General features: G+C 49.4%; 17 protein-coding genes and 1 tRNA gene. 9 read left to right on the top strand and 9 right to left on the bottom strand.

The window, feature by feature from the left end; all coding sequences use genetic code 11:
- Nucleotides 1–18: 18 nt before the first annotated feature.
- Nucleotides 19–969, bottom strand: a complete 951-nt coding sequence (locus AC2D8L_RS13730) for an MBL fold metallo-hydrolase (protein ID WP_484686040.1) — start codon at nucleotides 967–969, stop codon at nucleotides 19–21.
- A 450-nt stretch (nucleotides 970–1419) separates the two neighbouring features.
- On the opposite strand from AC2D8L_RS13730, the gene AC2D8L_RS13725 reads away from it, so the two are divergent.
- A complete protein-coding gene (locus AC2D8L_RS13725) occupies nucleotides 1420–3408 on the top strand; it encodes a putative bifunctional diguanylate cyclase/phosphodiesterase (protein ID WP_484686039.1) in 1989 nt (662 codons plus the stop codon).
- A 40-nt stretch (nucleotides 3409–3448) separates the two neighbouring features.
- Here the strand turns inward: AC2D8L_RS13725 and AC2D8L_RS13720 are convergent, their stop codons facing one another.
- The 6 genes from AC2D8L_RS13720 to AC2D8L_RS13695 all read right to left on the bottom strand — a co-directional run bounded on the left by AC2D8L_RS13720 (nucleotide 3449) and on the right by AC2D8L_RS13695 (nucleotide 10028).
- Nucleotides 3449–4378, bottom strand: a complete 930-nt coding sequence (locus AC2D8L_RS13720) for a carbohydrate kinase family protein (RefSeq protein WP_484686038.1) — start codon at nucleotides 4376–4378, stop codon at nucleotides 3449–3451.
- On the bottom strand, nucleotides 4378–5433 hold the full coding sequence (locus AC2D8L_RS13715; protein WP_484686037.1) for an ABC transporter ATP-binding protein: 1056 nt from the start codon (nucleotides 5431–5433) through the stop codon (nucleotides 4378–4380). The genes AC2D8L_RS13720 and AC2D8L_RS13715 overlap by 1 nt, the downstream gene beginning before the upstream one ends.
- Nucleotide 5434: 1 nt before the next feature.
- Entirely contained in the window at nucleotides 5435–6931 is a 1497-nt protein-coding gene (argH, locus tag AC2D8L_RS13710; protein WP_484686036.1) for an argininosuccinate lyase, read from the bottom strand.
- The gene (locus AC2D8L_RS13705; protein ID WP_484686407.1) at nucleotides 6928–7722 is read right to left on the bottom strand and encodes a carbohydrate ABC transporter permease; all 795 of its coding nucleotides are present in this window, start codon (nucleotides 7720–7722) and stop codon (nucleotides 6928–6930) included. Before AC2D8L_RS13705 ends, argH begins: the two co-directional genes overlap by 4 nt.
- Nucleotides 7723–7813: 91 nt before the next feature.
- Nucleotides 7814–8707 carry a carbohydrate ABC transporter permease gene (locus AC2D8L_RS13700; protein ID WP_484686035.1) on the bottom strand — a complete coding sequence of 298 codons (894 nt, stop codon included), beginning with the start codon at nucleotides 8705–8707 and terminating at the stop codon, nucleotides 7814–7816.
- A 70-nt stretch (nucleotides 8708–8777) separates the two neighbouring features.
- Entirely contained in the window at nucleotides 8778–10028 is a 1251-nt protein-coding gene (locus tag AC2D8L_RS13695; RefSeq protein ID WP_484686406.1) for an extracellular solute-binding protein, read from the bottom strand.
- A gap of 192 nt (nucleotides 10029–10220) precedes the next feature.
- Here AC2D8L_RS13695 and AC2D8L_RS13690 point away from each other — a divergent pair, with 192 nt between their 5' ends.
- Nucleotides 10221–11408, top strand: coding sequence for an ROK family protein (locus AC2D8L_RS13690; RefSeq protein WP_484686034.1), 1188 nt, complete (start codon nucleotides 10221–10223; stop codon nucleotides 11406–11408).
- 15 nt (nucleotides 11409–11423) lie between these two features.
- Nucleotides 11424–13823 (top strand): PIG-L family deacetylase, encoded by a 2400-nt coding sequence (locus AC2D8L_RS13685; RefSeq protein ID WP_484686033.1) that lies wholly within the window; start codon nucleotides 11424–11426, stop codon nucleotides 13821–13823.
- Between the two features lie 79 nt (nucleotides 13824–13902).
- Here AC2D8L_RS13685 and AC2D8L_RS13680 read toward each other — a convergent pair.
- Nucleotides 13903–13979, bottom strand: a tRNA-Met gene (locus AC2D8L_RS13680).
- A gap of 225 nt (nucleotides 13980–14204) precedes the next feature.
- On the opposite strand from AC2D8L_RS13680, the gene AC2D8L_RS13675 reads away from it, so the two are divergent.
- Nucleotides 14205–15245 (top strand): aldo/keto reductase, encoded by a 1041-nt coding sequence (locus tag AC2D8L_RS13675; protein ID WP_484686032.1) that lies wholly within the window; start codon nucleotides 14205–14207, stop codon nucleotides 15243–15245.
- A 3-nt stretch (nucleotides 15246–15248) separates the two neighbouring features.
- On the opposite strand, the gene AC2D8L_RS13670 is transcribed toward AC2D8L_RS13675, so the two are convergent.
- A complete protein-coding gene (locus AC2D8L_RS13670) occupies nucleotides 15249–16286 on the bottom strand; it encodes an alpha/beta hydrolase family protein (protein ID WP_484686031.1) in 1038 nt (345 codons plus the stop codon).
- A 99-nt stretch (nucleotides 16287–16385) separates the two neighbouring features.
- Between AC2D8L_RS13670 and AC2D8L_RS13665 the strand changes: the two genes are divergently transcribed.
- The 5 genes from AC2D8L_RS13665 (at nucleotide 16386) to AC2D8L_RS13645 (ending at nucleotide 20289) form a co-directional block, all read left to right on the top strand.
- A complete protein-coding gene (locus tag AC2D8L_RS13665) occupies nucleotides 16386–16979 on the top strand; it encodes a TetR/AcrR family transcriptional regulator (RefSeq protein ID WP_484686030.1) in 594 nt (197 codons plus the stop codon).
- 412 nt (nucleotides 16980–17391) lie between these two features.
- Entirely contained in the window at nucleotides 17392–18003 is a 612-nt protein-coding gene (locus tag AC2D8L_RS13660) for a TetR/AcrR family transcriptional regulator (RefSeq protein ID WP_484686029.1), read from the top strand.
- Between the two features lie 2 nt (nucleotides 18004–18005).
- Nucleotides 18006–18851, top strand: coding sequence for an ABC transporter ATP-binding protein (locus AC2D8L_RS13655; protein ID WP_484686028.1), 846 nt, complete (start codon nucleotides 18006–18008; stop codon nucleotides 18849–18851).
- Complete coding sequence (locus tag AC2D8L_RS13650; protein ID WP_484686027.1) at nucleotides 18848–19549, top strand: fluoroquinolone export ABC transporter permease subunit; 702 nt, start codon at nucleotides 18848–18850, stop codon at nucleotides 19547–19549. The genes AC2D8L_RS13655 and AC2D8L_RS13650 overlap by 4 nt, the downstream gene beginning before the upstream one ends.
- A complete protein-coding gene (locus tag AC2D8L_RS13645) occupies nucleotides 19546–20289 on the top strand; it encodes a hypothetical protein (RefSeq protein ID WP_484686026.1) in 744 nt (247 codons plus the stop codon). The genes AC2D8L_RS13650 and AC2D8L_RS13645 overlap by 4 nt, the downstream gene beginning before the upstream one ends.
- Nucleotides 20290–20305: the final 16 nt, after the last annotated feature.

Genomic DNA, 20305 nt, shown 5'->3' with positions numbered 1-20305 from the left:
GAATGAAAGTGCCTTGGTTTAGCCTTGCAACTGGTTCCACATATCTATGTCACGCTCAGCGGTCCAAATACGTGGTGTATCCATGCCCAAAGCTTCGTCATATGCGCGCGCCACATTGAACGGCAGGCAATGTTCGTAAATCGCGTACTCGCCAAATTTTGGATCACATTCTGCGCGCACAGCATCCCATGCTTCTTTCAAGGTGCCACCTCGAGCTGCAACAGCTGCTGCGGGGCGATAAGTCGACAACACAAAATCTCTGGTGTTCTCAATCGCCGCATTCACCATTTTGGAGCCAACTAGCGCGTCCCCTCGACCCGGCGCAATCGATCTTGGCTGATAGGCTTTGATGCGATCTAGCGTTGCGGACCAATCATTGAAATGACCGTCACCGCAATAACAAGCTGAATGATATTCAACGATGTCGCCAGTGAACATCACTTCCTCGTCACCAACCCAAGCGACAATATCGCCTGCAGTGTGGGCACGCCCAAGATGCATTAAGTCCACCCGACGTTTGCCAAGATAAACAGTCATCTTGTCTTTAAACGTCATGGTGGGCCAAGTTAGCCCTGAAATAGATTCATGGCCCTGAAACAGGCGAGGGAAACGTCCAAACTCACTGTCCCAATCTTCTTGCCCGCGCTCGGCAACCATCGAGCGGCATTTTTCAGAACCTATAATTTGCTCCGCGCCATAGGCCTGAGCGCCCAACACCCGAACTGCATGGTAGTGCGTCAACACAACATATTTGATCGGCTTGTCGGTAACGGTGCGGACCTTTTCCACCACCATGTCAGCAAGCCGCGGCGTGGCCTGCGCATCAACAATCATCACGCTATCATCACCAATAATAACGCCGGTATTTGGATCACCCTCAGCGGTAAAGGCGTAAAGATCTTTCCCCACTTCAGTAAAAGAAATCTTTTTGTCTGCCATATCACCAGTGGACGCAAATGCCTTTGCCATGGGTGGCTATCCTTTTCATTTAAACAAATAATACAACCTCAAAGCTGCGTACCTTTTCGGCACGCCAAATTTGCAACCGTCAAGCGCGTATCACTTGTTATTCTGATTGGTTATGTGATGGAAGTAGATTAGTTTCAAATGCAACTATGTCAAGCACTGTGCGATCCAACTTGTTAATCCACGGGTGTCTTTGAAGATACAGCCACCGCATTGGCACACGCATTTGCCTCACTCCGCCACAAACTTCAAAACATCCACAACAGAGTATTAACGCCAACCAATTCAAATGCTTAGGCAATGCACATCCCACCAAATTCGATAGTTCATAACCCAAGAGCATGACAGTTAAACCAAAACCGCTGAAACAACAGGAGCATAAATATTTTCATAAACCGCCTACTTTATGTTGGATCGATACATTGATGGATGCATATAATATTCGGGGATTACATGCTCAAAAAATCAGGTTTGGCCGCTGTCGCCATTTTCGCACTATTTATACTGGTGGGGTGCACACATATACTAATCGGTACTGCGGTTGATCATTTTGTGTCCGTTGACGCAAAACGAAAAGCCGAACTGTGGGCTGACTATTTCATCACGAACACTGAAGGGCTTCCCAAGCTACTCAATGACGGTCAGCTAACGCCAGAGCAATTGGAACGGATCGAACTTGCTGCAAATGTAGGCAATGTTTTTCGCTTTAAGCTTTTCAACGAGAAAGGCAATCTCATCCTAATTTCTGACGACCTAACGGCTAAGCCCGAAATGAGCCTGTTGGGCAATTTTAGCAGCAGCGCAGCTGAAGTGTTAGAAACAAGGGTCCCCAATATCTCATTGAACGACGGAACGCAGAAAGAAGGTCGCCCCGATCTTTATGTCGAAGCCTATGTGCCAGCCATTGGACAGAATAACGAAGTAATTGGTGTCGTTGAGATTTACCTCAACCAAACATTCGTAGCTTCGACCCTAGAAGCCTCGTTCAACGCCGTCATCATGACGTTGGCCGCATTGTTGGCCTTCGCGTTTGGTTTCCCCTATATCGCTTTCATCCTAAAGTCCGGGCAGGCGAGCAGCGCGACCAAGCGGGCAGAATATTTATCCAAATATGATGTCACCACAGGCCTTTTAACACGGAGCAGCTTGCTTGCAATATTCAAGGACCGGTTTATCAGAAGTGATATTGAACGCGGCCAATTGGGCGTTGCGTTCATTGATATCGATAATTTCAAATTGATAAATGACACTTTTGGCCACAAAGCAGGCGATGCATATTTAAGGCATGTAGGCGAAACCATTGAAAATGAAATTGGTGAGCATGGCATGGTCGGTCGTATTGGCGGTGACGAATTCGTTGCCGTAGCCGAAAAAGTCGGCCACAAAGCCATGCGGGATGTTGTGGAAAAAATTCACCATCAGGCCAATAAGCCAATTATTGTCGACGGCGCCACGATCAAAGGCACAATTTCAGTTGGTGTCCATCACGACGTATGCAACCCCACACTCAGATTTGATGAGCGGTTGCAAAAAGCGGATGTTGCGCTTTATCAGTCCAAATTGGATGGTCGCAATACCTGCACATTTTATGAGAAGTCACTAGAAAGCCATCTTGAGCGCCGCCGTAAAATCGAAATCGCGATCACAAATGCGATCGACGAGGGTCGAATGCAGATCAACTACCAACCGCTCTTGCACCGCAACAACGAACAGATTGCTGGTTTTGAGGCGCTTTTACGACTGAAAGACCGCAACGGTGAAAACATTCCGCCACTGGAGTTCATCCCCATCGCTGAAAAAATGGGTGCCATTAAAGACATTGGCAATTGGGTTATTGAACAAGCTGCCCTTGCGGCAAGCCAATGGCCGGACGGCGTGTTTGTTGCGGTGAACTTATCAGCGCGCCAGTTTGACGACGGCACCCTCGTTAGCCAAATCAAAGACGTGCTAGACCGCACTGGCGTCGATCCATCTCGGTTGGAACTCGAGATAACTGAAGGTTTGTTGATCGAAAATACAGAGTCCGTTTCCGCCCAACTCGCCCAAATTGGCGAAACGGGTATTTCTCTGGCGATGGATGATTTTGGCACAGGATATTCTAGCCTTGCCTACCTATGGCAGTTTGGCTTCAACAAAATCAAAATCGATAAATCTTTCATCGCCGGGCTAGACGCTGACCCGAAAAAGGTACACGAAATTCTCGACACCATAATCATGCTCGGCCACAAACTGGACATGACGGTAACCGCAGAAGGTATTGAGACCACTGCCCAGGCAAATGCACTAGCAAACCTTAAATGCGACCATTTCCAAGGGTATCTATATGGCAAGCCAATGCCCAAAGATGAGCTCGCCTCTTTCGTTATGAAAAACTTTGCGCAGCAAATTGATGTTGAAGCAATCGGTGATTTTGAGAATGAACAAGCAACGGCCAATGGCTAGATATCGCGACACCTCGCTGCAGCTTGGGTTGTAGCGAAGTCTAGTTTGCCTGCGCTTTCAGACGAAAATCTTCGCCCCCATGCAAGTTGTTGGCGGCACCGCCGACTTGCGAAATGGCTCCAAGCGCTTGATCGTGCCCTGCGTGCAAACACAATTCAACTGTCTTACCTTGCAGCCACGCCGCTAGGTATCCAGCATTAAAGGCATCCCCAGCGCCAGTGGCGTCGACCACAGTTGCGGGCACCGCCGACACGTGAATGGTTGCACCATTTTTGATCTGCTTGGCACCGTCTGCACCGCATTTTACAACAATTGCGCAATTGCCTAACCGTTTTGAAATCAACTCGGCTTGATCCTCAAGCTTACCATTCATCACAAATTGAATTTCCGCGAGATTTGGCAAAAAGACATCTGTCTGTGCAATCAACCCGATCGCATCCGGATGCCGCATTGCGTCCACGTCCCAAGAACAATCAAGTGATATGCTCATACTTGCCGCACGGGCCCACTCGATCAATTGTGGACGTTCTAAAAGCGTTGCCAATTCTGCGATGTGAAGATGCCTATAGTGACCGGTGCGGATCACCTGCTCACAATTATGCGGGATTGCTTCCCCACCTCGCTTTGTCAAAAAAGCGCGGTCATCATCATGGGCCATGGCAACAGTGATTTGATGCCCCCAACTATCATCCGCTTTGACGCTGGGCGAAAGATCAACACCAGATTTCACAAATGCATCATTGAGCAACTCACCAAATGCGCCGGACGGCAATACGGCGCATAGAGCCGCATCCATACCCACAGAGCGGAAATGTGATGCAGTAATGAACGCCCCACCGCCCGCGTGGGCGCCAAACTCCTGCGCATAGATTTCCTCTCCCAAAACCGGCATTTTGGGAATTTGCGCGAACACAAGATCACTATATACGCGGCCTACTGAAAGGACATTGAGGCTAGTTTCAAGCGTCACTAAATAGCCTCTTCAGTCGCTGTATCAAACAGATGAATTTCGTCGGTAGAAGCCGTCAGCTTCACTTTATCTCCCGGACTTGCCTCGTAACGTGCTGACGCGCTCGCAATAACTTCATGATCACCCACTTGCACATAAAGCAATGTTTCCGTGCCAAGTGGCTCGACAACCGTTACCGACCCTTCCATCAAGACTGTCTGTCCATCTTGGGCAATGTGCAAATCGCTTGGGCGAATGCCAACGGTAATTTTAGCCGCTTCATTTTGCGCCACAACCGGCAGCAATGGCCCACCATCAACTTGAACCCCGCCCTTCACCTGTGAACCAGGCAGCATGTTCATTGAGGGCGCACCGATAAATTGGGCGACAAACATGTTTTTGGGCCGTTGGAATACTTCTGATGGGGTCCCCACTTGCTGAATATGCCCATCCTTCATAATCACAATGCGGTCCGCCAATGTCATGGCTTCAACTTGGTCGTGGGTCACAAAAATAATGGTTGTGCCAACACGTTGGTGCAGTTTTTTGATCTCTAAACGCATTTGCGTACGCAATTGCGCATCCAAGTTTGAGAGTGGCTCATCAAACAAAAACACCGCTGGATTGCGAACCATCGCGCGCCCAATGGCGACCCGCTGACGTTGACCGCCAGACAGTTGTGACGGTTTACGATCAAGCAGTTCAGTCATACTCAAGATCTGAGCGACTTCGTCGATGCGTTTTTCTTTATCTGGTTTCGAAAGACCTGACGTGTGCAATCCAAACCCGATATTCTTGCGCACGGTCATGTGCGGATAGATCGCGTAATTTTGGAAAACCATCGCGATATCGCGGTCTTTTGGTTCCAAATTATTGACAACCTTGTCACCGATAAGCACGTCGCCCGCACTGACTTCTTCCAAGCCCGCAAGCATGCGCAAGGTGGTGGATTTGCCACAACCCGATGGGCCTACAAAAACAACAAACTCGCCGTCTTCAACATCGAGATTGATCCCGTGCAAAACTTCGACCTTGCCATAAACCTTTGTCAGGTTTTTGAGTGAGACAGTTGCCACCTCAATTCTCCCTATGTTTTGTAAGCTGAGCGAAAGCCGAATTTCGAGCCTTCGTCGCATTTGATGTTCGTTCAATATTTTGATTATGCTGAACCAAAAGTTGGTCCAATTGTTCTTGATAGCCAGAAAGCGCTGCATTCAGCGCACGTGGCGCAGGTCCACCGAAACGATCTCGAACCGCGACGAATTGCTCAGGTGAAACAGCTTTCAGATATGCATTTTCGTCAAGCTTAGAAACATGCCCAACATCGCTTTCAAACGCTGATTGAAACGCCTCAAATCCACTTGCAAGACCAGCCCCTTGAGCGATTACCGCTTTTGCTGTTGAAGCCGCAACTTCATGCGCCTGTCGGAATGACAAGCCGTCCTCGCGCACCAAACTATCCGCCAGTTCGGTAATTGTGATGCAGGAGGCATCGGTGTTCTGGCGAACGCGATCTGCGTTAATCTTCAAAGCTGGAATAAATGCGCCAAGCAGTTGCAACACCCGCGAGCCACTTTCAAAGGCGGCATATCCGGCCTGCTGCACTTCGCCTTCACTATCATTCATGTCGGTAAACGGCGTGTTGTGCATGTTGTTGACCATCATGTCACAGCGGCCCACCGTAAGGGACGATAATAGCCGCAAATGCTCGATCGGAACTGGATTGCGCTTTTGTGGCATGATGGAACTGATTTGGACGAAACTGTTGGGCACATAAAGCTGACCGACTTCAAAGGCGCTCCAGAACTGAAAGTCTTGAACAAGACGCCCTAAATGCAAAAAAGTCAGCTTCATCGCTGAATATAGGCCCGTGACATAGTCAACCGAAGCGATGCACCCATAGCTATTTTCAAGCGGCGCTTCAAACCCCAGTGATGTCGCCACCGCATGGCGGTCGATTTCAAACCCACTTGTGGTAATCGCTGCCGCACCCATGGGACATTTATTCAAAGCAGCTCGAGCACGGGTTAAACGGTCAAGGTCACGCAACAACACTTCAATCGCCGCACCCAAATAGTGCCCAAAAGTGCTTGGCTGAGCAGGCTGCCCATGGGTATACGCCACAATGAGTGTATCGCTCTCACGCTTAGCCGTTTCAATCATCGCTGAACACAGGTCTGTGCCAAGTTTGATTAGGTCATTGCATCGCTGTTGCAGAACCAACTTGAACACTGTGTGATCCATGTCATTACGACTGCGCGCTGTATGCAACGCCCCTGCAATATCAGGCCCGACGCGTTTCTTCAGCTCAGCTTCGACCAGAAAGAAATAGTCTTCATATTCGCCAGTATAGGTGAGTGCATCCACGTCAACATTCTTGTCGATATCGACAAGCGCGTTGGCAATGTCAGATGCAACGTCCTTTTCCAAAATGCCAGTCTCTACCAACATCAGCAAATGCGATTGATTGATTGCACGGATCGAACCCACGAAATGTGCTTTGGCCCCTTCAAACAACGGCGCAAGCACCGTTGATTTATAATAAGGGTCCGGAAAAACTGTGTTATCCGTCATCCTTTTAGGCCCGCCATGACCACACCACGAATGATGTAACGTTGGAACACGAGGAACACGACCAATGTTGGAATGGTCGCCAACGCAGCACCCGTCATGATCAATTCCCACTCAACCGACTGTTCAACACTGAAAGTCGTTAGACCAACTGGCAACGTGTAGAGTTCTGGGCTGTTGGTCACAATCAACGGCCAGATAAAGGCAGTCCAATTGCCCAAGAAAACAAAGATCGCCAAGGCCGCGAGTGCAGGCGTCACCATGGGCATGGCAACGCGCCACCAGATCTCAAGTTCATTCAGACCATCAATACGCGCTGCTTCAAGGAAGTCATCAGGTACGCTTTCAAAGAATTGTTTCATCAAAAAGGTGCCGAACGCCGTCATCATGCCTGGGAACATGATGCCCCAATAGCTATCCAACCAGCCAAAGTTCTTGGCCATCAAATACCACGGAATAATCAACATCTCCGTTGGGATCATCAGTGTGGAAAGGATGGCGACAAACACAATCAAACGACCGCGAAATTCAAACTTACACAGCACATAGCCAACCAGTGCATCGAACAGTACTGCCGATACTGTCGTCGCTATCGCAATGATCAGTGAATTGAGGAACCACGTATAAAACCGTCCATCCTCAAGCACATAGATGTAGTTATCAAGAGTCGGCTCATCCGGAATGATCGACAGGTTGTAGATTTCGTGCGGCCATTTTAGGGACGTCGAAAGCATGTAAATGATGGGCAACACCATCAACACACCACCAGCCATGAGCAAGATCCATCGGGCCATTTGCCCAAGGTCGCCGCTCTTGCGCCGGTGGGATGTGCTGACGGCGTCTAGGGAGTTTGAGGAGGCTTTAATTTCCGAAACATTGGCCATTTTACTTGTCCCTCATAATGTAAAGTTGGGTCAGGCTGACAACCAGCAACACGGCAAACAACACAACGGTTTGAGCGGCCGCATAGCCCATATCAAACGCATTAAACGCGGTTTCATAGATCATCAGCACGAGGGGCTTAGTTGAGTTGAGCGGCCCGCCCGGATTGTTCGAGGTCATGTTAAAGACCTGATCAAAAATCCTTAGGAACCCGATTGACGAGAGCACAACCAAAAAGACAATTGTCGGCTTCAACAGAGGCAGTGTGATCCGCCACAAAATTGTCCACGCGCCGACGCCATCAATGCGCGCCGCTTCGTAATAGGTTTGGGGGATGGCACGCAAACCGGCCATAAAAATAATAATTTGAAACCCGAGGCCCGCCCAAACGGCCGGCGCCAAAATGGAAGGCAGCGCCCAAGTTGTTGAGCCTAAAAACGGGAACTGGGGAATGCCAACTGTTGCCAATGCGTTGTTGAACAAGCCGATAGGCACAGGCTGGTAGAACCAGCGCCAAAGCCATGCCATAGCGACGGTTGACGTCATAAAGGGTAAGAAATACAGCGCTCTAATCGTGCCGTGCATAAACCGGACTTTGTCCAAATTGTATGCGACGATGAACGAAATGAGCAAGCTGATTGGTGTGCCGATCAGTAGATAGACAAAGGTGTTTTTGAAGACTTTCCAAAACACGGGGTCGGCAAACAATTTGAAATAATTGTCCAAGCCCGCCCAGGTCCGCGAACCTAAAAGGTTCCACTCTTGAAAAGACAAGGTGATCGCGTTGAACGTGGGATAAAACCGTATAACAGAATAAAATACGACAGGGAGGGAAAGAAATGCCCAAGCCCAAACCACTTGCTTTTGCTTAATTGTGAGGGACTGATACCAACCCATTTGCAACTCCCATTTGCGACATATGGCGCAAAAAAAGCGGCCCCACAATCGGGGCCGCTCCATTCAAATTTTAGTTATAGTATCCATCAAGGATCTTCTGCTCTTCTTCAGCAGCAACACCAACAGCGTCTTCAGGAGACTGGTTCTCAAGGAACACACGCTGAGTGGCATCCATCAACACTTGGCGTTGACCAGACTCATTGGCAAAGATTGTTGTCTTTGCGTATGAAAGGCCACTAATGAATGGACCAAACACTGGGTCAGCTTTGTTCGCGTCTGTTAAAGCAGCAGATGGTTTTGCAGGTAATTCACCTACTGTATCCAACCAAACTTGCATCGCTTCGTCCGACGTCACATAAGCCAAGAACTTCTTCGCAGCTTCGGCTTTTTCGCCGGTTGCTTTGGAAGTCACAGCATTTACCCAATAGCTTGAATAGTTGGACTTTGTGCCATCCGGACCAGCAGGCAATTCAGCAACGCCCCACTTCAGGCCACGTGTTTTTTCCAACGCACCAATACGGAACGATCCATCAATATGCATACCAGCGCGACCTGCTTTAAATGCAGCTTGCGGCTCATCCATAAATCCAGCTTGGGTTACTTCATGAACATTTTGAAGGTCTGTGTACCACTTCATCGCAGCAGCACCGCCACCATCAGTATATGTTACGTTTCTGTAATCCGCATCATACGGGCTACCGCCGAACTGACGGGTCAGCACTTCACGCCACCAGTGGTGATCCTGCGCGTTCATGCCTGTTGTGATACCAACCTGCGTTAGATTGCCCGAGGCATCTTTTTTGGTCAGCTTCTTAGCGACTTCAATGAATTCGTCTAAAGTTGCCGGCGGGTTTTCGATGCCAGCTTCATCAAACAAGCGTGTGTTGTAGAACAATGCAAGTGAGCGCACAGCCGTTGGCAGTGCCATATATTGGCCGTCGCGTTTCATCGCTTGAACCATTGGGAAAAATTCAGCTTCGATTTTTTCCGGAGGGAACATATCTGTTGGTAGCGGCGTAATGAGTTCCGCATCAACATAATCGTTCAACCAACCGTAGAACAGTTGCACAACATCCGGACCTTCGCCCGCAGGAATAGCCGCAGCAACTTTGGTGCGATAGTCAGCATATGGGAAAGTTGTTTGCTTAACAGTAATACCAGGATTAGCCGCTTCAAACTTTTCGATCAGGATATCCATCGCATTTACACGTGCTTCAAAAAAGTACTGCCAATACTCGATTTCCACAGCCCAGGATGCAGTGCTAGAAAGCGTAAGTACCGCCCCTGCAGCGAAGCTTAATAGCTTTTTCTTCCATGACATCATTTCAGTTTCCTCCTCATTATGACATTTCCACCCATTAAAAGGTGTTTATTCTTAACTGGTTAGCGCTTGTCGCAATTAGAATTTGGGATATTTCATATTCGATAATTACAAAGTGTTGACCATTTGCGAAAACAAATCAATACTTAACTCAAGTTAATTGAGTAAATAACTCCAGTTTGGGACATTCAAATGCCAATTGGCGCAATAGGTGGCAACGCAGAACGCAATCGGGACCACAATCAAAAAGTGGTGCTTGAATATGTACGCGCGCATGAACCGGCAGGCCGTGCAGAAATTGCCAAAAGTTGCAGCTTAAGTATTCAAGCCGTTTCCAACATTACCGCGGTCTTGGAAGAACAGGGCCTACTCAAGCCAGATGGCCACCGAACCGGTGTGCGAGGTAAACCAGCTTTGCAATATCGGTTTAACCCGAACGGGGCATGCGCTGTTGGCGTCGAGTTGCGTCCCGACGCCATTGTGACGACATTGATGAATCTTTCTGGGGAAATTGGATTTTCAAAACATCAATTTATCGATAGCGCGCATCCTGAAACTGCAGTTCCCCTAATCGTTGATTTGGTCGAGGAAGCAATTTCAACAAGCGGTCGCCCGAAGTCGACATTGTTGGGCGTTGGCATTGTGATGCCCGGCCCGTTTGGCGAAACCGCCCTCACCAGCGCCGGCGAAGCGGTGCTACCCGGCTGGTCAGAAATGAACACGCAGCAAATTTTTGAAGATGCGCTTGGTTATCCCGTGCTCATTGAAAATGATGCGACGGCGGCCGCTGTTTCAGAACGTGTTGCTGGCATCGCGAAAGGCCTCAACAATTTCTGCTTCATCTATTTTGGAACCGGCATTGGCCTGGGCGTTGTCTCTAAGGGCCATGCCCAACGGGGCGCATATGGTAATGCTGGCGAAATTGGCCATATCATCACCCAAGCTAACGGCAATTTATGCGCCTGCGGCAACAAGGGGTGCCTAGAAACATATGCCAGCCGTTTCGCCGCAAAACAGCATATGAAACAGTTTGGGCTAAACTTAGAATCTGGCTCGGACTTTGCACAAGCGGTGAATGACAAAGACCCAAACATGCGTGAATGGATGCAAGTTGCCAGCACGCACCTCTCTCAGGTCATCGGCATTGTTGAAAATATCTATGATCCGCAAACTGTTATTCTGGGCGGTGCTTTGCCCGATATTTTGATCGACTCGCTCATCGAGCGTCTCGAATTGCCCGTGGGCTCTGTTTCAAACCGCGACGACAGAGATATCGCCCGCGTCATTCGTGGATTTTCAGGCCGCGAGACCGCCGCAATCGGTGCGGCAGCCATGATCATTCATCAAACCATTACGCCTTCCAACCTCACCCTTGCATAAGGGCCGGAGCACTCCATGAAGAGTTCACAAATGACGACGACACAAACCGCACGCCTACTCGACCTCCAGTCCAAGCCACGCGCGACCGAACTTTGGAAAGCACTTCTGCCCCTTAAGTCGGTAACATCTTTCATGAACACTGGCGCACATCCAGACGATGAAACCTCGGAAATGATCGCCGTCATTGGCTTTCGTGACGGGGTGAAATTGTCCCATGCCTGTTCAACACGGGGCGAAGGCGGACAAAACGATATCGGCACCCAAACCGGGGTCGAACTGGGCGTCATCCGAACCCGTGAGATGGAACGCGCGGCTGAAGTGTTGGACATGAAGCAATATTGGTTGTGTCAATATCCGGGCGATCCACTTGCCGATTTTGGCTTTTCCAAAAGTGGTGAAGAAACGCTAGAAAACTGGGGCAAGACCCGTACCCTTGAGCGCTTTGTGCATATCATTCGCACCGAACGCCCCGATATGATCGCACCTACATTTTTGGACGTGCCCGGGCAGCATGGTCATCACCGCGCAATGACACAAAGCGCATTCGAAGTGGTCAAATTGGCCGCCGATCCAAGTGCATTTCCAGAACAGGGCCTTGACCCTTGGCAGGTCAAAAAAGTCTACCTCCCCGCATGGTCTGGCGCAGGCGATGCGTATGACGATGACCTGCCACCTCCTCCGGCTACGGTCCATATTGAAGGCAGTGGTGCAGATCCCATTTTGGGTATCGACTATGCCCAATGGGGACAAGTCTCCCGCAGTTATCACAAAACCCAAGGCATGGGCCGATGGGTCGAGCCGGGCAAAACTGCGAACTGGCGATTGAATTTGGCTTGGGCCGCTGAAGGGTTTGAAGGCGACGAAAATTCAATTTTTGACCGCTTGCCCAAAACCCTTGCCGACCTTGCCTCTTTCGCCAACGCCCCCGAACTCGATGCCTTACTGGCCGATGCTCAATCCGAAATCGACGCCGCCATTGGCGGTTGGCCAAATTGCGCCGATGTGCTGAAACATTGCGCCGCTGCACTAGAACTTATTCGACAAGCAGAAGTGAGCTGCCCTGCAACAGCCACTTACGAAGTGTTGCACCGGCTACACGCCAAACAAGATCAGCTCCAGCGCGCGATCTACATTGCCGCCAATATTTATGCACGCCTCGAACTTTCCAATTATGAGGTTCGTCCTGGCCAAGAACTTGAAGCAAATCTATTTACGTCTGATGGCGTTGCGATCAAATCTAGCATATGCGCCCCAAGCGGTTGGCAGGTGACGTCACCGACTTCGAAAAACCCAACAATTCAAATTCCGCAAGATGCGGAACCAAGCGATCCCCTGCCAGATATTTGGTCTCCTTATGAAGCAAATGCCGAAATTTTTGCTCGACTTGAATTCAACGTCCATGGTGAAGATGTTTCAATCCATATCGCACCAGAACAACGGCTAAACATTGCCCCACTCGCCGAAATTGAACTTGATCGCCAAGCCCTGATTTTCAACTTGAACGCACCTGCGAACCAAGAAATTGAGATTGCGCACACCCACCCGGGTGATGCGAAAATTGAGATCGATTGCCCAGTAGAACTAAGCGCGAGTTTAGACAAAAATGCTGTCAAATTCTCGCTGGCGGACAATGCAAAGCCCGCACAATATTCAGCTTCGCTGGCTTTGAACGGGACACCCGCTTCCACCGTGCAACGCATGCACTTTGCCCACACTGGCAAAATGCTCTTCGCGTCACCCGCCAATGTGGAATTGCTGGCGCTTGATGTGAAATTGCCGACCGGCAAAGTCGGCTATATTGGTGGCGGCAGCGACAAATGTGATTTTTGGCTGCGTCAGGTTGGCATGGACATCCAAGCCATATCCGATGATGATATCGCCAAGTCCGCATTCGATAAATATGACAGCATCTTAGTTGGCGTGTTCGCTTTCCGAACCCGCCCTGAGCTGTCCAACAATCTGAAATCCCTGCACCGATGGGTCAAAGAAGGTGGCAATCTGGTGACACTTTATCACCGCCCTTGGGACAATTGGGACCAAGATGGCACCGCGCTTGCTCCGCTCACCATCGGCAAACCGTCCTTACGTTGGCGCGTCACCAATCAGAATGCGCAGGTCACTGTCCTTCAGCCAGGGCACGACTTGTTCAACGAGCTGAATGAGATCAGCGAAGCAGATTGGACAAACTGGCATAAGGAACGCGGGCTTTATTTCGTGGCATCGTGGGACGATGCATACACCCCATTATTGTCGATGTCTGATGAAGGCGAAGACCCGCTATTGGGCTCTATGCTTACAGGCAATTTCGGCAAAGGCCGACACACCCATACCAGCCTCATCCTACACCACCAGCTCGACAAATTGGTCCCCGGCGCCTACCGCCTAATGGCCAATCTTTTGCAACCTGTGCGCTAGGCTTCATGCTGCCGCAAGTACCGCGACAAGATTACATTGAAAGCGCAAACTCGACATTTTTTTTGGGAAGTTGATTTATTGGTTGCGGGGGTAGGATTTGAACCTACGACCTTCAGGTTATGAGCCTGACGAGCTACCGGGCTGCTCCACCCCGCGCCAATAAGTAAGACAATATCTGTCTTTGAAGAGAACGACTTTAAAGCCGTTTCAGTGTCTGATGAACATCAAGACAGCGCCTATATAGGGTGCTTTGATCACAATGTGAAGGCTTAATGACACAAATTGCCAAAAAACTTTTTCGCAGGGTTTGAGTGGCTCCAATCTTGCCTGATATGGCGGCTTTAGGTTAAGTTCAATTTCCCTCCAAACGCGAGATACACGATGAAATTCAATAAACTTGGACGCACTGATTTAATGGTCAGTGAGATTTGCCTTGGCACGATGACCTGGGGTCGTCAAAACTCTGAAGCCGAAGCGCACCAGCAAATGGATTATGCATTGGAGCGCGACATCAATTTCTTTGATACCGCTGAAATTTACGCTGTGCCAACCACAGCCGAAACACAAGGATTGACCGAAAAATACATCGGCAGCTGGTTCAAGAAATCCGGCAATCGTGACAAGGTCATTTTAGCCACTAAAGTCGCGGGCAAAGGTGTGCCATGGGTACGTGAGGGCGGAGAAATCAACGCCGCCTCAATTCACGAAGCCATAGAGGGTAACCTGTCGCGCCTTCAAACAGACTATATCGACCTCTACCAATTGCACTGGCCAAACCGTGGACATTATCACTTCAATTATGCCTATGACTATCAGCCAGAAACTCAAGACACCAATGCCGTAAAAGACAACATGCTGGAAGTGCTGGAAACGCTTGGTGCACTCGTAAATGACGGTAAAATTCGCCACATAGGCCTCTCCAACGAAACCGTTTGGGGAACGGCGCAATATCTGAGACTAGCGGAAAAGTACAATCTGCCTCGCGTTGCATCCATGCAAAATGAATATGGATTATTGCGTCGTTACTTTGACCATGACTTTGCGGAATTGTCTCACCATGAAGATGTGGCCCTCCTTGCTTATTCGCCATTGGCCGCGGGTGCAATTTCAGGCAAATATCTTGATGGCAAAATTCCTGCCGGCACACGAGGTGAGCTTTCTGCTGGTGCAACCTATCGCAACAGCCCACAGTCGGAACCGGCCATTCGCGCATATATGGAAATAGCAGAACGCCATGGTTTGGACGTCTGTCAAATGGCACTGAAATTCGCGCTTGATCGCCCGTTCATGACATCCGTCATTATTGGCGCCACCAATATGGACCAGCTCAAAACGGACATTGACGCGAAAGACATTGCGCTTTCAGAAGCGGTATTAGCTGATATTCAAAAAGTCTATCAGCAATATCCACGGCCAATCTAACGTCTAATTTGCGAATTGGGCGGCGATGAACTTTTCCATTGTCGCCCAATATCCCTCAACAAATGCTCCACTGCCGCTAAACGCGATTTTGGTCAAAAGAACGACCCCATCCCAACTTGTCATCGGCCGCCGTTCATCCACTTCGACCATACTGTGCCCAGCAGTCGCATATGATTGCACTTGCAATTTTTCGGCAAGAACGTGTTGAAAAACCTTCGCACTTTCCCCCCCGTCAACTTGCCCGTCTCGACCGCCGACAAATAGCAAGACAGGTTGATCGACCAGATTTCTTAAGTCCTTGCGAAGATCTGCACTTACGTTTTTAGCAACAAATTCCCAACGCTCTTTCGTAAAAGCATCCGCATCCAGCGACGGAAATTTGGCGGCGAGATTCTCAAACGCCTCAAAGGCAGCACCTTCGAGCAGCAATTGATCCACGTGTTCATCTACCGCTTTTTGCGCGGGGTCAATTGGTGTTTCCTGGTGACGCAAGTTGGTCATGTAAGCTGACTGCGCCATCCAGTTGACCGCAGGGGACACAAAAATATGAAATGAAACTTTCTCGACGCCCGGCGATATATTCGGCAAAACCCAACCCGCCTGCGAAAAACCGATCAGGCCCACCTTGTCAATTTCAACATGCGAATTTGCGCGTAGTGCTTTTATAGCTGCACCGACCAAATCTGCCCTGTCTTGCATAGAGAAGCTCAGCCAGTTCCCTTCTGACGCCCCAACACCGGGTTTATCCCAGGAAAAACTGCACCAGCCATTGTCTGCGAACAGGGAGAAATATGGCGCATAATAGCCCAGCCCGTCATAGGGCATTTCCCCATCTCCATGCACGAACACCAAACAATTAATTGGGCCGGTTTTCGCCGCCATCGGCATGATTAACTGCCCAACCATGCGATGTCCTTCAAAGTCGAAGGCGATCTCTTGGGCTCTGGTTCTGGTATCGGGCACCAAGAACCAAAATGTAAGTGCAAGTAGAACAAGCCCAAATAGGGCACCAACGCCAAGGGAAAAGTTTCGAAAACTCATGAAGCCACCTAAATAAGAACAATCATTCGCTTAATATCACACCTTGAGATTACGTCAATTGCATTCTAAGAATGAACATTCAATTTTCAATGGACACCCATGGCCCGCACCCGCAACGAACAGCTTCACGTCACGCGCAAACGCCAGATTTTATCTGCCGCACGCCGATGTTTCATCAAAAGTGGCATCCACAATGCCTCAATGCAGGATATCTGCAAGGCAGGCAAAATCAGTCCCGGCGCGCTTTATCGGTATTTCCCGTCCAAACAATCTATCATTGAAGCCATCACAGATGAAGAACATCAGCAAAATGCTGAACTGATCGACTATCTACGCACGACGAGAAATCCAGCCAAAGGTTTTAAAGACGCAATCCCTGAAATCCTGGATACTTTGCTCGATCGAAACTTCGCGAAATTGATGATCGAAATCTCAACCGAAGCCAGTCATAATGGCGAGGTTCACGACATTATCACGAAAGCGGATACACAATTTAAGACTGATTTAGTGGCAATATTTGCTGCTGCGCAATCTGGGAAACAAATTGCCAAAAACGCAGACATCGACACGGCCATTTTTGTCATCTTGTGCTTGATGGATGGCATCACCGTCCGTGCAGCCACCTCACCAACACCGACAAAAAGGCAATTGACAGCTTCGGTGCAAAAAGCCGTCATGGCTCTGTTTGAGTAGGCTACGAGCCTCGTGTTAGTCGATTAATCGACCCCTGTTCACCAAGTCGGTTTCAGCACGTGCCGTTGCCCCAAACAACTTTGCCAGCCTCCCTATTGGCTCCATGCTTCGTTGATGATCGCGTTCCCGTCAATCATCGTCGTTGAGTTCAAAACCAACTTCAAAAACACCAATACAACACATTCACGCACAATGCACGCACCATTGTGGCCGGCAACTGCCTAACAACAATGACTGAAAAAACTATTTGGTCATTGCGAATTTGAAATTTTCGAGTTAGAAACAGATGATGAGCTGCATCAATCTTGCAGCATATTTGGTGACATGGGCAGCGTGGCATAACCAACGATGCCCTGTTGATCTTGTCAAAAACAGACGCTGCGCTTTGGATAGCAGGGAACGAACAAGCAAAATGGCAAAACATTTCTCCGCACATGAAAAACAAAAGATAGCTACCCAGCTTTGTGAGATTGGTCATGAAGAGTTTACCCAGCGTGGCTTACGGGCTGCTCGGGTGGAAGATATTTGTCGCGCCGCGGGAATTTCAAAAGGCGCTTTTTACAGTTTCTTTGCCAGCAAAGAAGAATTGTTTCTCGCCATCATGGAGCAGCGCGAGGCGGCCCATCATCAAACTGTTGAACACCTACTCAACACCCATAGTGGTTCTGAAGTGGAATTGGTGGGTCAATTATTCGACACGCTCTTAGCCGCCATGCAATCTGATCCATTCATCGCCATCATGATGCGGCCAGGGGAACTAGAAATGTTGGCCCGCAAATTGGGTCCTGAGCAGATGGCCCAACACCAAGAAAACGATATGGTGTTTTTTGCACAAGTGACAAAAAAACTTCAAGCAATGGGGTACAGCGCAAACGCCAAGCAAAGCACATTTGGCGAAATCGCAACGTTGCTATTTTGCGCAGTCATGCAAGCAAACTTGTTGCCCCCAGAAGCGCTAACAGCAGCCATCGCCCAACTGCGCGACCTCTTCATATTTAAACTAACATCGCCACGAAAGCCGTGAACATGCTGAATGTCAAAAACCTGAGTTACACCTATCCCAATAGCAAGAACCCAATCCTTGATGGTGTGAACCTAGAAATTCAAGAAGGCGAAGTCTTTGGACTTTTGGGACCATCGGGCGCGGGAAAAAGCACGACGCAACGTATTTTGATGCGTCTCCTGCCCGGGTTTGGCGGCACAGTTGAAATGTTTGGCACATCAATCGCCAATATTGACCGCTCCTTTTACGACCGGATCGGCGTGAGCTTTGAACTACCAGCGCTTTATATGCGGCTGACGGCGCGGGAAAATCTAAAACTGTTTGGCGCGCTCTATAATAAACCAACGATGGACATCGAAGAGTGCTTATCGCTGGTTGATCTTGCAGAAAACGCCGACAAACGGGTTGAGAGTTTTTCCAAAGGCATGAAAATGCGGCTCAATCTTTGTCGCGCCTTAATCCACAATCCTGAATTCCTGTTTCTTGATGAACCAACAACCGGGCAAGACCCTGCCCGCGCCCGCCTTACCCGAGATCTCATCAAGAGCCTAAAGAAGCAAGGTAAAACGATCTTTTTGACCACCCACAATATGGCTGAAGCAGACGAAGTGTGCGATCGGATTGGCTTCTTGCACAAGGGCAACATCCCCCTCGTCGGCGCGCCAGAAACCTTAAAAAAGCAATTCGGCAGCTCCGCACTCGAAGTCAAAACCGGCACTCAATCCGCGATTAACAGCCATGAATTCCCGATGGCAGATATTGGCCGCAATCAAGATTTTTTGGAACTGATGCACAATGATCAAATTCTCAGCTTGCACACCAAAGAAGCTAGCCTGGACGATGTATTCATAAAGGTGACGGCACAATGAATTTGGCCATTGTCCACCTCACGCTAAATGATCTCACCCTACAATGGCGTTATCGCATCATCGCCGCCTATGCGGTTGTGATTGCTGTTTATTGCGCCATTCTAATCATTGCCGGCGATGCGGTGCCCAGCTGGGTGATCGCAGCCCTTGTCTATTCTGATCCTGCGGTCCTTGGCTATTTCTTTTTGGGCGGCCTGATGATGCTCGAAAAGAGTGAGAATGTTCGAGGCGCACTTTCCATGTCGCCAATGTCCCCAGCGCAATATTTGGCCGCAAAATCCGCAAGCCTAACATCTATCGCTTTGGTCGCCGTCTTGGTTTTGTCCTTAGTGTCGCGTGCCGACTTAAGCGCGCTTTGGTTGGTACTTTATGCGACCATAACAACGTCAATCATGTATATCGCGCTGGGCGCTGTGATGGCCCTGCGGTTCAAAACAGTGAACACCTACTTGATCGGTGCGGTGCCCATTCTCATTCCGCTCAACGCCCCGCTTCTGCTTTTGCTGGTCGATCCTTTGCCAGACTTTGCTTATTTGATACCGCCCTTAGCCCAGTTCAAGCTGCTTCTCGTTGGCTTTAATGCTGGCCCAATTACGCCGCAAGCATTCGCAATTGCGCTCGTAAGTACATTTGGAGCAGCCGTCCTCTCGTTCTGGGGTGCCGCAATTTTTCTACAACGGGAGTTTGGCAAAAAATGACTTCAACCACTTCCAATCTATTCACTCGATTTTGGCTGCTGCTCAAAAGTGATGGCCAAAATTTAGGCCGTGATCCTGTGTTACTGCTTGCAACTTTGATGAGCGTCACGCCGCCACCACTATTTGTGGCTTTTCGAGATGATTTGGACAAGTTGGGCCTTGCCTATTTCGGTATTGAGCAGGTCGCAACATATATCGCCCCGATTGCCCTGCTTATTCCTGCATTTCTAATTGGCTGGGTTGTCGGCTTTTTGCTGTTGGAAGACCGCGACGACCACATGCTCTTGGCCATAGAAACAACCTCTATAGGTAAGTTGGGATTTTTTGCCTATCGCCTTGGTGTTGCAGTGATGCTAGGGGCAGCATCAACTTTGTTGGCCAGCTTGCAGATCTACCCAGAACAACCGGTCGAATTGACCCTTGTCATCACGACAATGGTTGCGCTGGAGACGGCCATCGTTGCCCTCATCCTACTTTCCATCGCCTCAAACAAGGTCGAAGGGCTCGCTCTCACCAAATTGCTCAATATCGGTACGATGGTGCCGCTCCTCGCGCTCATACCATCGGCTTGGCGGTTTGTTGGTGGCATTGTGCCCAGCTTTTGGATTGGCGAGTTCTACATTTCCTCTGGCGTGGACACCATAACAACACCATCGATCATTTTATTCGCCATTACCTCCCACTTGGTGTGGTTGCTATTGGCCTTCCGTCGTGCAATTTCGCGATATGAGCAATTGTGAAAATTGAACTCGCAAA

Source organism: Maritalea sp. YIW29 (assembly GCF_057219265.1).
The sequence above is the reverse complement of the archived record's forward strand: the minus strand, read 5'-3'. Positions and strand labels throughout refer to the sequence as shown.